The organism is Photorhabdus australis DSM 17609, assembly GCF_000711895.1.
Lineage (GTDB): Bacteria > Pseudomonadota > Gammaproteobacteria > Enterobacterales > Enterobacteriaceae > Photorhabdus > Photorhabdus australis.
Map to the genome: position 1 here is coordinate 57461 of NZ_JONO01000004.1, position 13143 is coordinate 70603.

13 protein-coding genes are annotated in these 13143 nt (G+C 41.5%); 3 read left to right on the forward strand and 10 right to left on the reverse strand.

Annotated elements, in window-relative coordinates:
* Positions 1–4 precede the first annotated feature (4 nt).
* The 6 genes from BO26_RS01220 to BO26_RS01245 are packed head-to-tail and all read right to left on the reverse strand — an operon-like array spanning position 5 to position 6387.
* The gene (locus BO26_RS01220) at positions 5–643 is read right to left on the reverse strand and encodes a bifunctional 4-hydroxy-2-oxoglutarate aldolase/2-dehydro-3-deoxy-phosphogluconate aldolase (RefSeq protein WP_036768221.1); all 639 of its coding nucleotides are present in this window, start codon (positions 641–643) and stop codon (positions 5–7) included.
* Positions 643–1605: a sugar kinase gene (locus BO26_RS01225; RefSeq protein ID WP_036768222.1), complete on the reverse strand. Its 963-nt coding sequence runs from the start codon at positions 1603–1605 to the stop codon at positions 643–645. Before BO26_RS01225 ends, BO26_RS01220 begins: the two co-directional genes overlap by 1 nt.
* Positions 1602–3026 carry a glucuronate isomerase gene (gene uxaC / locus BO26_RS01230; RefSeq protein WP_036768223.1) on the reverse strand — a complete coding sequence of 475 codons (1425 nt, stop codon included), beginning with the start codon at positions 3024–3026 and terminating at the stop codon, positions 1602–1604. The genes BO26_RS01225 and uxaC overlap by 4 nt, the downstream gene beginning before the upstream one ends.
* 21 nt (positions 3027–3047) lie before the next feature.
* A complete protein-coding gene (locus tag BO26_RS01235; protein ID WP_036768224.1) occupies positions 3048–4505 on the reverse strand; it encodes a fructuronate reductase in 1458 nt (485 codons plus the stop codon).
* A 41-nt stretch (positions 4506–4546) separates the two neighbouring features.
* Positions 4547–5848, reverse strand: coding sequence for a TRAP transporter large permease (locus tag BO26_RS01240; protein WP_036768225.1), 1302 nt, complete (start codon positions 5846–5848; stop codon positions 4547–4549).
* 32 nt (positions 5849–5880) lie between these two features.
* A complete protein-coding gene (locus BO26_RS01245) occupies positions 5881–6387 on the reverse strand; it encodes a TRAP transporter small permease (RefSeq protein ID WP_036768226.1) in 507 nt (168 codons plus the stop codon).
* A gap of 298 nt (positions 6388–6685) precedes the next feature.
* On the opposite strand from BO26_RS01245, the gene BO26_RS01250 reads away from it, so the two are divergent.
* From BO26_RS01250 to uxuA, 3 genes are all read left to right on the forward strand, one after another.
* Positions 6686–7666, forward strand: a complete 981-nt coding sequence (locus BO26_RS01250; protein ID WP_036768227.1) for a TRAP transporter substrate-binding protein — start codon at positions 6686–6688, stop codon at positions 7664–7666.
* Between the two features lie 120 nt (positions 7667–7786).
* The gene (locus BO26_RS01255) at positions 7787–8548 is read left to right on the forward strand and encodes an FCD domain-containing protein (protein WP_036768228.1); all 762 of its coding nucleotides are present in this window, start codon (positions 7787–7789) and stop codon (positions 8546–8548) included.
* 89 nt (positions 8549–8637) lie between these two features.
* Positions 8638–9825: a mannonate dehydratase gene (gene uxuA / locus BO26_RS01260; RefSeq protein ID WP_036768229.1), complete on the forward strand. Its 1188-nt coding sequence runs from the start codon at positions 8638–8640 to the stop codon at positions 9823–9825.
* Positions 9826–10022: 197 nt separating this feature from the next.
* Here the strand turns inward: uxuA and BO26_RS23365 are convergent, their stop codons facing one another.
* The 4 genes from BO26_RS23365 to BO26_RS01270 form a co-directional block, all read right to left on the reverse strand.
* Complete coding sequence (locus tag BO26_RS23365; protein WP_157835515.1) at positions 10023–10184, reverse strand: hypothetical protein; 162 nt, start codon at positions 10182–10184, stop codon at positions 10023–10025.
* On the reverse strand, positions 10181–10624 hold the full coding sequence (locus BO26_RS01265; RefSeq protein ID WP_236637227.1) for a hypothetical protein: 444 nt from the start codon (positions 10622–10624) through the stop codon (positions 10181–10183). Before BO26_RS01265 ends, BO26_RS23365 begins: the two co-directional genes overlap by 4 nt.
* A 1-nt stretch (position 10625) precedes the next feature.
* Entirely contained in the window at positions 10626–10856 is a 231-nt protein-coding gene (locus BO26_RS23850; RefSeq protein WP_051690827.1) for a hypothetical protein, read from the reverse strand.
* Positions 10857–11536: 680 nt separating this feature from the next.
* Positions 11537–13132 (reverse strand): serine hydrolase domain-containing protein, encoded by a 1596-nt coding sequence (locus BO26_RS01270; protein WP_236637228.1) that lies wholly within the window; start codon positions 13130–13132, stop codon positions 11537–11539.
* Between the last annotated feature and the right edge of the window lie 11 nt (positions 13133–13143).

Consider the following 13143-nt stretch of genomic DNA (forward strand, 5'->3'; position numbering starts at 1 on the left):
CATCCTACTTATTAATACCATTCACCAAAGCTACCGCTTCGCGAGTCAAACGGCCAATTTCCTGCCAGTTTTGGCTGTCTACCAGCGCTTTACTGACCATCCATGAACCACCGCACGCCACAATACGCGGCACTGCAAGGTAATCACAGATATTCTTCGGCCCTATCCCCCCAGTAGGCATAATTTGCAATTCAGTATAAGGTGCCAATATCGCTTTAATCATTGGCAAACCACCTGAAGGCTCCGCCGGGAAGAATTTCAGCAGTTTCAGCCCCAATTCCATTGCACCTTCAATCGCACTTGGGTTATTCACACCTGGAATAATCGGAATATTCAGTTCCTGACAGGCTTTAACGGTATTTGGATTAAAACCCGGGGAAACGATAAAAGTCGCCCCCGCTTCCTTGGCAGTAACCACCTGCTCACGATTCAGAACTGTTCCTGCACCAATCAGCATATTCGGCTGAGCCTTTCTCAGCAGACGAATAGCGTCCTCCGCTGCCGCAGAACGAAAAGTAATTTCCGCTACGGGTAAGCCATTGTCAGCTAATGCTTTACCCAACGGAATAATATCTTCCACTCGGTCAACAGCAATCACCGGGACAATTTTTAACTGGCGTAACTGCTCAATCATTTGTTTCATCAGTTTTTCTCCTGCTCTGAAAAGAAGCTGTCAGTCATCGTTTTAGTAACACTGCTTGGAATAATCGCCCCTTTATGCTGAATGACGATACCCGCAAGACGATGCCCCATGATTGCCGCTTGTTTTATCGGGCAACCCATTAGATAGCCAGCCAAAAACCCGGCATTAAAGGCATCTCCCGCCGCCGTAGTATCGACCACTTTAGCAACCGGTTCCGTTGGGATCTGCTCAATCAGCATACCCTGTACCAAATGCTGATAATAGCAACCAGCAGCACCCACTTTAACAATAGCTTCTTTAACCCCAACCCGTTTGAGGCGAGCCATGATTTCTGTCACCGATTTATCCCCCCACAGATTACATTCATCTTCATCTGTCACCAGTGCCAGTGAGGTAAAAGGGAGTAATTTCTGATGGCAGGCTTGGGCTTCTGCCACACTTTCCCATAATGCTGGGCGGTAATTACTGTCAAAGACGATGGTTTTTCCTTGCTCAGCCAGTTCAGCCAACAGATTCAGTAACTTTTCACGATCATCGGTAGGCAAGATAGCCAAGCTGATGCCACTGAGATAAATAGCATCCATCTGCTGCAATGCTTGAATAATAGAAGAGAAATCTGGATGACGAACCGTATAACGGGCGGCGGAATCATTACGCCAGTACAGAAAGGTACGCTCTCCCTGTTCATCAAGTTGAATCAAATACAATCCCGGTTGATGAACCGGATCACGCAAAACTAGTCGGGTATCAATACCCTCGTCTTGCCAACGTTTTATCATTCCTTCACTGAGTGAATCCATTCCCAACGCAGTCACAAAATTGACAGCAATTTTCTGTTGGCTTGCTCGTGCTAAATAAACCGCACTGTTCAGTGCATCACCACCAAAAGTCTGATGCATAGTACCGAAAGGCGCGCCATTAAGTTCAATCATACATTCACCAAGGAACGCAATCTGCTTCATGGGTTTTCTCCCGGCAAAGCAAAATAACGGCGGGCGTTATTAAAGCAAATATCCTCAACCATTCGACCTAACATCAGTCTATCGTTGGGAATTTCACCATTTTCTGCCCATTGCCCCAACAAGTTACACAGAATGCGACGAAAGTATTCATGTCGTGTGTATGAAAGAAAGCTACGGGAATCAGTCAACATACCGACAAACTGGCTCAACACCCCAAGTTGAGAAAGTTGTTCAAGCTGGCGCAACATGCCATCTTTCTGATCATTGAACCACCAGCCCGAACCAAACTGCACTTTACCGGCAATCCCGCCCCCTTGGAAGTTACCAGCCATCGTTGCAATCACTTCGTTATCTCGTGGATTCAGGCAGTAAAGAATCGTTTTCGGCAATTCATCCGTCACATCCATACTATCCAGCAGGCGGGATAACGGCCAGGCGATATTATTATCACCAATGGAATCAAAACCACTATCCGCACCAAGCAGACGAAACATGCGGGTATTGTTGTTACGGATAGCGCCGATATGCAGCTGCATCACCCAACCACGGGCCGCATATTGCCGACCAAGCCACACCAGAACCGCCGTTGTGTACTGCGCAATTTCAAACTCAGAGAGAGTATCGCCAGTCAGCCGTTTTTGCAGAATACCATTCAAGACTGTTTGCTCAGGAACCGGCGCATAACGCAGATTCTCTATGCCATGGTCAGCAGCCCGGCAGCCATGCTCGGCAAAATGATTAAGACGATGCTCCAACGCGTGTAACAGATCAGCGAAAGAAGAGATCGATACATCAGCCACAACTTCAAGCTGTTTGATATAGTCAGTAAAACCCGCCAACTCGATTTTAAATACCCGGTCAGGGCGCCAACTCGGTAATACTTCGATACCAAAATTCTCGTCTGCCGCGATTTGGCGGTGATATTCCAGAGAATCCACCGGATCATCCGTTGTCCCAACCATTCGCACATTCATTTGCTGCATAATGCCACGAGCTGAAAACACCGGAGTTGCCAGCTTTTCATTGCATTGATGCCAGATTTCATCCGCAGTTTGCGGCCCAAACAATTTCCCGGTAACGCCAAATGGGCGACGTAATTCCAGATGTGTCCAGTGATAAAGCGGATTTCCTAATGTTAACGGTACAGTTTTTGCCCACGCCCGATATTTTTCATCATCACGGGTTTGCCTGCCGGTAATGAGTGATTCATCAATACCAACAGAACGCATTGCTCGCAATTTATAGTGGTCCCCTTCGAGCCAAATCTGACCAAGGTTATCAAACTGGCGGTTTTCAGCAATTTCACGTGGATTAAGATGACAGTGATAATCATAAATCGGCATATCTGCGGCGTATTCATGATATAACTGGCGGGCAGTTTCATTGTTTAGTAGAAAATCTTCACACATAAAATTTTTCATATTTCTCTCCTGCCATCCCATTCAGAATACTGCCACCGCCTGACGAGCGCCGCAATCTAGTAATCGCTGGTAAGCTTCAGTCACTGCCCGGACAAAATGCGGATTGGCTGACAATGAATTGCCAAAAACAGCCAACAATGCAGGTACCACATCAGCAGATAACCCATATTGCTGGTAAATAGATTTAAATTGCTCCACCAGTGGATCGCGCACATCAATCAATTTGTCTTGCTCATCTTTACCGCTGACATAACGCATCCATCCGGCAATACCTAAAGCCAGGTGAGGATAATCGCTGCCATTGATCAGGTGATAAGTCACAGAGTCCAACATACGCTGTGGTAATTTCTGGCTGCCATCCATTGCTATCTGCCAAGTCTGGTGTTTAAGGCTGGGATTACTGAAACGCTCAATCAGCAGATGGGCATATTGGGAAAGATCTGTTCCTATCGGCATCGTCAGAGTTGGTGCTTGCTCTTGCAACATCAGATCCAAAACGGCTTGCCGGTAATCGGGATTAACCATCGTATCAGCAATATGTGCATACCCTCCCAGATAACCCAGATAAGCCAAAAATGAGTGGCTACCGTTTAGCATCCGTAATTTCATGGTTTCAAAAGGCCCGACATCTTTAACGAATTGTGCCCCTGCTAAATCCCAGTTTGGGCGGCCATTGGCAAAATTATCTTCAATCACCCACTGACGGAAAGGTTCACAGGTGATTGCACAGGGATCATATACACCTAACTGTTCGGCAATCTCCTCCAACGATTCTGATGTTGCAGCAGGAACAATGCGGTCAACCATTGTGCATGGGAAAGTCACATTTAGTTCAATCCACTGCGCCAGTTTTTCATCACGTAAACGGGCAAAACCCACCACTGCTTCACGAGCAACATTGCCATTTTCTTTGACGTTATCACAGGACATCACCGTCAGCGGCGGTAAACCACGTTCATAACGCAGGCGAAGCGCTTCAACAATATAGCCAATAGCGGATGTTGGTGCGGTTGGGTTGGCTAAATCTTGTTGAATCAACGCATTATTTTCATCCAGCTTACCGCTGGCTATATCGGTACAATAACCTTTTTCAGTGATTGTCAGAGAGATAATCGCCACCTGCGGCTGTGCCATGGTTGCCAGAATACCTTGCTGCCCCACAAACTCAGGATGCAAAGCATCAACCATAGAGCCAATAATTTTCAGCTCAGTTTTTTCTGCCTCTTTTTCCGCAATGGTACACAAGCAATCCTGATCTTTAAGTTGCTGAATCAACGTATGGCCGGAGAATAAGTTGACTTCACAAATTCCCCAATCACTGTTTGTTTTTTCTAGCATATGATGCGTAAAAACTGCCTGATGTGCCCGATGAAACGCGCCACACCCCAGATGAACAATACGGGCAACCAACCTTTTACGATCATAGGAAGGGCAAGAAATAGCAGAGTTGATTTTGCAATTGGCTATATTGCGAATCATGGAACAATTCCTTTTTTTTAAAACGCAAATTACCTGAATAATTAGTAATTCAGTAACATCTTAGGCAACCACAGACTCAGCTGTGGCATAAAGGTCACCAGCATTAAGGCGATAATCAAAGCGCAGTACATTGGCACCAGAGGCTTCAACACCTGATTAATACTGACCTCACCAATGGAACAACCAACAAATAGCGCACTTCCTACCGGCGGCGTACAGATACCAATAGCCAGATTAAAGGTCATAATGATGCCGAAGTGTACCGGATCAACCCCCATATTCTGCGCCACAGGCAGAAAAATCGGCGTAAAAATCAGAATCGCCGGGGTCATATCCATAAAGGTGCCAACCAGTAACAGGATGATATTAATGACCAGCAGAATAACCAGCGGGTTTTCTGAAACTACCATCAATGCATCAGCAATCAGATAGGGCAGATCAGCATTTGCCATTGCCCAGGACATTCCCATTGATGCACCAATCAGCAGCAGAACAATGGAAGTGGTCACAGCAGAATCCAAAATGATTTTTGGCAGTTTAGTAATACTGACTTCGCGATAAATCAGCACTGCTAGTACAAAGCTGTACAACACTGCAATCGCGGAAGCTTCTGTCGCAGTAAAAATACCGGCAATGATACCGCCCATAATAAGCACAATCAGCATCAGAGAAGGCAATGCACGAATCAAAGTGATAAAAAACTCGTTCCACGTGGGCCTTGGTGAGACTGGATAGCCACGGCGTTTAGCAATAATTGCCGCCACTATCATCAGAGATACCCCCATAAGAATGCCAGGAATATAACCTGCAAGAAACAGCGCAGCAATTGATGTACCACCGGAAACCAGTGAATAAACAATCAAAGTATTACTTGGTGGGATCAACAAACCGATAGGGCAGGAAGCAATGTTTACTGCGGCAGAATATTCCGGTTCATAGCCCTCTTTTTTCTGCATTGGCGCCATCGTTCCACCGACTGCCGCAGCAGATGCCACCGCAGAACCTGAAATTGCACCGAAAAACATATTCGCCATAATATTGACGTGAACCAGTGAACCGGGCAAGCGACCACCAATAACTTTTGCCAGATTAATCAACCGGGTAGCAATTCCCCCCTGATTCATAATATTTCCCGCCAAAATAAAGAACGGAATAGCCAGTAAAGAGAAGTTATCAACACCTGCAGCCATACGTTGAGCGACAACAGTAATAGCCGTTTCCATTGGTAGCGTCATCATAATGGCCAGTAATGATGACAAGCTAATCGCAAAGGATACCGGGACACCAAGTGCCAGTAATACCGCGAAACTACCAAACAAAGCTAAAACAACTTGCCAATCCATAAGCTCATCCTCTTCTGTCTTGTCTGGTGATTTCAATGACTTTCTGAAATGGCAGTATCTTTGCCTGAAAAATTCTGAATAAGAGCAACGCTATCTACCAGCACATAGAAGATCATCAGAACACCGCTGATTGGCAGACATAAGTAGACATATCCCATCGGTAGCCCCAACGCGGGAGTGATTTGCCCAGTTTCAAGCGTCGAAATAGCCAGCACCGATCCGCCATATACCAGCACCACGGAAGCAAACAGAGCAATCGAGGTCTGTACAACCAGACCCACAATATTTTTACCTACCCTCTTAAGTTTCATCGCTAACAGGTCGATAGCTAAGTGGCGGTGTTGGCCTGTGGTATATGCTGCGCCAATCATAGCGACCCACATAAACAGATAACGGGCGAGTTCATCCGTTACCGTACTCGGCGTACCAAGTACATAGCGGGAAACGACCTGCCATGTCACACAAAACACCAAAAAAACAGAAAGGCAGATTGTAAAAAATGCCAAGCCTTTATTGATGTAATCCACAAGGTTTTTCATGGAACTTGTCCTTTATTGGCTTTAATAGATGCCACATTTGGTCAACCAAATAACCGAGAAATGCTTGACCAAAATAAGTAAAGAGAACGTTATGTCACCAGGATTATAAGATCCAGGTCAAAAAAACATCCAGTGAGCGGGATCACAAACTGATTGGTTTACTCACTGGCGCGATTATTTTGTGATATTGGTCAACCAAATAATATTTACTTTTTGACGACAGCGGGAGTGGTGCTTATGGTTTGGCCGTCAGTTCAGTTGTGCCCGTAACCTATTTACAGCAATTGGAGAACGAACAATGAACAATTCTAAGCGTATTTTATGTACTGTAATCGGGGCGATGTTTACCCTGGGAGCGTCACAAGTCATGGCAGTGACAACATTAAAACTCAGCCATAACCATAGCCGTGATCATGCAGTACACAAGGCAATGACTCAGTTTGCTGATGAAGTTCGCCAAAAAACAAACGGTGATGTTCGTATTCGGATCTATCCAGATGCACAATTGGGCAACCAGCGGGAATCGATGGAATTAATGCAAAATGGTGCGTTAGATTTAGTCAAATCAAACGCCGCAGAGCTGGAAGCGTTCTCACCCACATATTCCGCTTTTAACCTGCCTTATCTATTCCGAGATCAAGCACACTTCGAAAAAATTAAAAATGGAGAGATAGGTAAAGAGATTCTTGCTTCCAGTAAAAACCGTGGGTTTATTGGTATAACCTACTATGAAGCAGGTGCACGCAGCTTTTACGCCAAAAAACCCATTCGAACTCCTGCGGATCTCAAAGGCATGAAGATCCGGGTACAACCTAGCCCAACAGCCATTTCAATGGTGAAAAGCCTGGGAGGTAATCCAACACCTTTAGCTTACGGCGAATTATATACTGCTCTGCAACAGGGTGTTGTCGATGCCGCAGAAAATAACATTCCCTCTTTCAACCTGAGCCGTCACAGTGAAGTTGCCAGATATTTTTCACTGGATAAGCACACAATGGTGCCAGATGTGCTGGTGATTTCTAATAAATCTTTAAATAAGTTGTCATCAGAGCAACAAAAAATCCTTATAAATGCAGCAGTTCATTCCTCGGAATATATGACGAAATTATGGGAAAAGTCAGAAGTAAAAGAGCGCCAACATGCCGAAAAAATTGGGGTTAAGTTCGTCGATGTTGATAAAAAATCATTTGAAGAAGCGGTTAAACCTATGTACGACGACATTAAGAAAAGCGATCCAATGCTTTACCGTATGGTAGAACGCATTCGCGCAGTAAAATAATCATCAAAGGTGAAGGTCTTTGACCTTCACTCTGAAATGGGTTTTTGGTTGACCAATTTATATTTTTGACTATGATCTATGCAATTAATAATAGATAGTCATCTTAATGGTAGTAACAGGATGAAGCATTTACTTGAGTCAAAACGTCCTTATCAAGACGTCGGTATTTCATTAAGACAAATGATTGCTAACCAGCAATATCACATTGGGGATCGCTTACCACCAGAGCGGGAACTTGCTGAATTATTAGGGGTTTCCAGAACAGTTGTTCGTGAAGCATTAATTATGCTCGAACTGGAAAATCTGATCGAAGTCCGTAAAGGTTCCGGGGTTTATATTATCAGCCTCCCTCACCTATTGCCTGCTTCTGCATGTTCAGTCAATGCAGCGGGACCTTTTGAGCTATTACAAGCTCGCCAATTGTTGGAAAGTAATATTGCTGAATTTGCCGCCATGCAAGCAACACCAAATAATATTGCTAATATGCGTCGAGCATTACAAAAGGAATCCGAAGATTTGGCCTCTGGTGAAGATGAATCCGGTGACAGAGAATTTCATCTGGCTATTGCTGAAGCCACCCATAACAGCATGTTAGTTGAGCTGCTTAAACAATCCTGGGCATGGCGGGAAAATAATCCTATGTGGCAGAAACTGCATAATCGAATTACCGATAAAGATTATCGTAAAGAGTGGTTGCATGATCACCAGATCATTTTATCCGCCATGATCAAGAAAGATCCGGCAGCTGCCAAACAAGCAATGTGGCAACATTTGGAGAATGTGAAATTACGTTTACTGGAACTGTCTAATATTGATGATCCCTATTTCGACGGTTATCTTTTTAATTCATATCCTTATGAAATAGCAAAGAGGCGTAATTAATCTAACGAAATAATTAACAAATACGTTTTTATATCCAGTGGTTTTAGTGACTGTTTTTCATTCTAGCGTTTGTGTAAAGGTAGATAACAATGGAACAAACCTGGCGTTGGTTCGGCCTAAATGACCCTGTTTCTTTAGATGATATCCGTCAGGCTGGTGCAACCGGCATCGTTACCGCGTTGCATCATATTCCTAACGGACATGTTTGGCATAAAGAGGAAATCTTGGCTCGTAAAACCCTTATCGAAAATAAGGGACTTATCTGGTCAGTTGTTGAAAGTATACCTGTTCATGAAGAAATTAAAACCCAGACCGGTCACTATCAACAATGGATTAATAACTACAAAACTTCACTGAAAAACTTGGCGGAATGCGGCATCAATACCATTTGCTATAATTTTATGCCAGTACTCGATTGGACACGTACTGATCTTGAGTACCGACTCCCTGATGGTTCTAAAGCCCTGCGTTTTGATCAAATTGCCTTTGCTGCATTTGAAATCTATATCCTTAAACGCCCAGGCGCATCAGCTGATTACACCGTTGAAGAACAAGTTCAGGCAAAAGTCTATTACGACAATATGTCTGCCACTGACATGAGAAAACTCACGACTAATATTATTGCCGGTCTGCCGGGGGCCGAAGAGGGCTACACGTTAGCGGAATTTCAGACACAATTAGATCGCTACCAGAATATTACCCGCGATAAACTGCGTGAGCATTTGGCTTATTTCCTGCACCAGATTGTTCCTGTATGTGAAGAATATGGTTTACGTCTGGCAATTCACCCGGATGATCCACCTCGTCCTATTCTGGGCTTACCACGTATTATTTCTACCATTGAAGATATTGAATGGCTGACAACCATTGAACCAAGCCCGGTTAACGGCATTACCATGTGCACCGGTTCCTACGGTGTTCGTAGTGATAATGATCTGGTTGAGATGATTAAGCGCTATGGCAACCGAATCTATTTCACTCACTTGCGCTCCACTCAACGGGAAGAAAACAGCAAAACTTTCCATGAAGCTGCTCATCTGGCAGGTGATGTGGATATGTATAACGTAGTTATGGAAATCCTACGTGAAGAATATCGCCGTAAACAAGCTGGAGATAACCGTTTAATCCCAATGCGCCCTGACCACGGCCATCAAATAATTGATGACCTAAAAAAACAAACTAATCCCGGTTACTCCTGTATTGGCCGTTTAAAAGGTTTAGCAGAAATTCGCGGTCTGGAATTAGGTTTAAAACGGGCATTTTTTGAAAACAAATAATGAGTTTGAGTTATTCACTATATTTACTAGTAACCCTAAAAAGGGTTACTCTTTATATTTATCCACATCGATGTAACTATCAGGGTGTTAAAATAAAACCTTACTTTATTATTTTAATTCGTTATATAACAGTCAGAAAACAGAAAAACATTATCAAGTTCTCTGTTTTTCAATAAGTAAGAATAAGTTATACCAATTTATTTTTTATTCTCATCAATCGCATAAGTCTTAGATTTATCTTTACCAGATGTTTGTAGGTTACGGTGCGTTTTCAATCCACCTTTCTTCCAATCTGGCCATTGTTCAACTATTTTACTCGCTTCACTTAAATAAGCTAAAAACTCCTCTTTCTTAGTCATTTCTTTAACTCCTTTATTAATCTATCTACATTAGCTGCTGATTCGGTCTCTTTCTCTATATAAGATAATGATAGCATCTTCATTCTGAGTTTTCCATCTCTCCTATCCCAATTAAAAGTTTTACCCTCTTTATTTTTTCTTTTGATTTTATAACCTACTCCTAGATTTATAGAGAATAAATTAAAGAAACAACGAGGCCCAACCCCCACAAATGGCTCAAAAATTACTTTATTGTCAGCTACCCCTCCCTCAGGAGTTGAAATAGAATCAGGGTGAAAATCAAAGGCTTTACTTTTAGGATAAGGTTCAATATAGACAACTCGTTTTATACCACTGGCAACGATATGTTTTGCACAATTATGACATGGAAATGTAGTACAATATAATATTCCATTATAAGTACTAATATTACTTCTTGCACATGCTAAGATAGCTTCCATCTCAGCATGCACAACCCTGCCATACTCGGTAATATCCTTGATCTTGCTTTTCAGAAGATATTCTTATCTCCTGCACATCATATCTAAACGCATTAAGCTTCTGTGTTATAGAATCTTTGATTATTTCCAAATCAGTTCCTACAGCACCAACTAACCCAATAACGACTTCAGAATCAAGATCACAAGATATCTGATCATCTTCAGATGAATATGTTTTATTTATATTAATCATGTGAATTATTTCAACCTATTATTGTTTTATCTTACTTATTAAAAATAACAATTAATCACAGATAATGATATCTATAGAAAACAAATGATAACATTAAAATAAATATAATTTCGAAACCAAATAAAAATCTATTTAATTACTCTATCCTATATATCCTAGACTAAAATATTTTTTCAACATTAAGTTGGAGAAATAGGAATCAATATCACATAATTTACTCTCTATAATAAATTCACACTCCTTTTATTGTGATCAAGATTAAACTATATTTCTCAATTATGTATAATATCACTATACTATTGTTGGCGGAAATCCTGTGAAAATTATTAGAAAGCGTTTTTCTGATGAGTAAATCGCTATGCTGACTGAGATGCAATGGTGGCACTGGCCCTTGGAACAGCTAAAAAAAGCGATGAAACTGCTCACTTCTCCTGATGTGGAAGTTTTATATCAGTGCTGGAAATCAAGGTAATTTATTCGGCAATTTTAGATTTCAAGTCACTGAAAATAGCTCACATAATCATTTAAAGTGCATAAGCTATGTAAAAAAACGGCCAGAACATCATCATGATAGTTCTGACCGAAAATAAATAGATTAGATAGAAAATATCTTTATGCTTTCAATCGAATCTCTTCATCCTATAAAAAAATATCATTCTTAATTCATAGTTACAACCTTATCAATTAAACTCAATCGGGACAAATTCTATCTTCCAACAACGTGAATCATTGACATAAAGATGAGGTTTATTAGTATCAGAGTTCAATTTAAAATCAATAATCAGCTCTGTAGACTGATAAAAATAACTATTCTCGTAGGCCCATCGTAAGACTTCTTTTTTTCCGGGTAAGACAACCGCATCGATATAAATATCATTACCGAACACATCAATATTAATAATCGATTCTGTTTCGTGATTATAATATCGTCCTGACAATCGCTGAATATCGATATCACTTTTATCAGTCATCTTTTTCAGATAAAAAACATTGCCATTTTCATCAATTTCTTCCAGTGCGATAACTTCATTATTTCCAATGACAGGTCTGAATCGGATTTCTCCCCCTTTCTCCTGGAATGTCCCATCAGCGTTAAAAATAATCGGATTACCTTTCTCGAATAAATTACCTAATAAATAGCAATCTTCTCTGGTAATAATATAGGGATAGGGATCAATCCCCTTGAACATACCGGTAATATCAATATTACTGGTTCGACAATGCTCTGGCTCAGTCATATCAGTGTTAAATAATACATTAAGACATTGATTAGTAAATTCAACAGCATTAATACCTGTTGCAGCAGTAATCACGATACCTAATTTAACATCAGGTAAAATACAAACCTCAGCTTTAAAACCACCATAGGAACCATCGTGCCGTATTATCTTTTGCCCTTCACGTTGGTTGATCATCAAGCCGTAAGCATAATTGTTACGATTGCCATTGGCTAAATTTGGCATACGAGATAAATGAGGCAACATGTCCCGGACAATCGATGGTGAATAAAATGCCTTCATCCAGCGACATAAATCACTCACTGTAGAACGAAGCCCCGCACTACCTATAGTTGAATCGTTGTGATCCGATCTTATCCATTGTTTTGCATCTTCGTTATAAACATAACCTATCGCCCGATCAGCGATAATCTCAGTAACTTCATCGTAGAAAGAGGTATTATTCATCTTTAACGGAATAAAAATATTTTCTTTCGCATATTCTCTTAACGATTTACCTGAAACTACTTTGATAATTTCTGCCAACAAATTATAGCCCGTATTGCTATAACGAAAGCGTTCTCCCGGAGTGAAATTAAGTGCCTGTTGCCGTTTAATTAGTTTTCTTAATAAATCTATACTACGATGATCAAAATCTGAATTTTTACCTGCCAAGCCATAAGGGACATATTTATCTCGTAACCCACTGGTATGATGAATAAGATGCTCAATGGTAATATCAGAGAAACGTGTTGGGAAATAATCCACATATTTCCCAACTTTATCTTTAACGTTGAGCTTTCCGGATTTTTCCAGCAAAGCAATACAAAAAGCCGTGAATTGTTTTGAAACACTCGCCATATAGAATTTCGTATTTGGAGTTATCGCAGCAGAATGTTCAATGCTGGCTTGCCCAATATAGCGCTTATAGATGGTTTCATTTTCATGAGTAACAGCAACCGCAAGGGCGCCGCCATTTTTCTTATTTTCAATATCAATTAAATTATCTATTTTCTTGAGAAGAAACTTAATATTATCTCTAGATATCGTCAGTTCCATTATTAGTTTCC

What these genes read in the sequence shown, in the direction of transcription:
- BO26_RS01220 (WP_036768221.1), bottom strand. Translation starts at nt 643, where the DNA reads ATGAAACAAATGATTGAGCAGTTACGCCAGTTAAAAATTGTCCCGGTG.
- BO26_RS01225 (WP_036768222.1), bottom strand. Translation starts at nt 1,605, where the DNA reads ATGAAGCAGATTGCGTTCCTTGGTGAATGTATGATTGAACTTAATGGC.
- uxaC (WP_036768223.1), bottom strand. Translation starts at nt 3,026, where the DNA reads ATGAAAAATTTTATGTGTGAAGATTTTCTACTAAACAATGAAACTGCC.
- BO26_RS01235 (WP_036768224.1), bottom strand. Translation starts at nt 4,505, where the DNA reads ATGATTCGCAATATAGCCAATTGCAAAATCAACTCTGCTATTTCTTGC.
- BO26_RS01240 (WP_036768225.1), bottom strand. Translation starts at nt 5,848, where the DNA reads ATGGATTGGCAAGTTGTTTTAGCTTTGTTTGGTAGTTTCGCGGTATTA.
- BO26_RS01245 (WP_036768226.1), bottom strand. Translation starts at nt 6,387, where the DNA reads ATGAAAAACCTTGTGGATTACATCAATAAAGGCTTGGCATTTTTTACA.
- BO26_RS01250 (WP_036768227.1), top strand. Translation starts at nt 6,686, where the DNA reads ATGAACAATTCTAAGCGTATTTTATGTACTGTAATCGGGGCGATGTTT.
- BO26_RS01255 (WP_036768228.1), top strand. Translation starts at nt 7,787, where the DNA reads ATGAAGCATTTACTTGAGTCAAAACGTCCTTATCAAGACGTCGGTATT.
- uxuA (WP_036768229.1), top strand. Translation starts at nt 8,638, where the DNA reads ATGGAACAAACCTGGCGTTGGTTCGGCCTAAATGACCCTGTTTCTTTA.
- BO26_RS23365 (WP_157835515.1), bottom strand. Translation starts at nt 10,184, where the DNA reads ATGACTAAGAAAGAGGAGTTTTTAGCTTATTTAAGTGAAGCGAGTAAA.
- BO26_RS01265 (WP_236637227.1), bottom strand. Translation starts at nt 10,624, where the DNA reads ATGGAAGCTATCTTAGCATGTGCAAGAAGTAATATTAGTACTTATAAT.
- BO26_RS23850 (WP_051690827.1), bottom strand. Translation starts at nt 10,856, where the DNA reads ATGATTAATATAAATAAAACATATTCATCTGAAGATGATCAGATATCT.
- BO26_RS01270 (WP_236637228.1), bottom strand. Translation starts at nt 13,132, where the DNA reads ATGGAACTGACGATATCTAGAGATAATATTAAGTTTCTTCTCAAGAAA.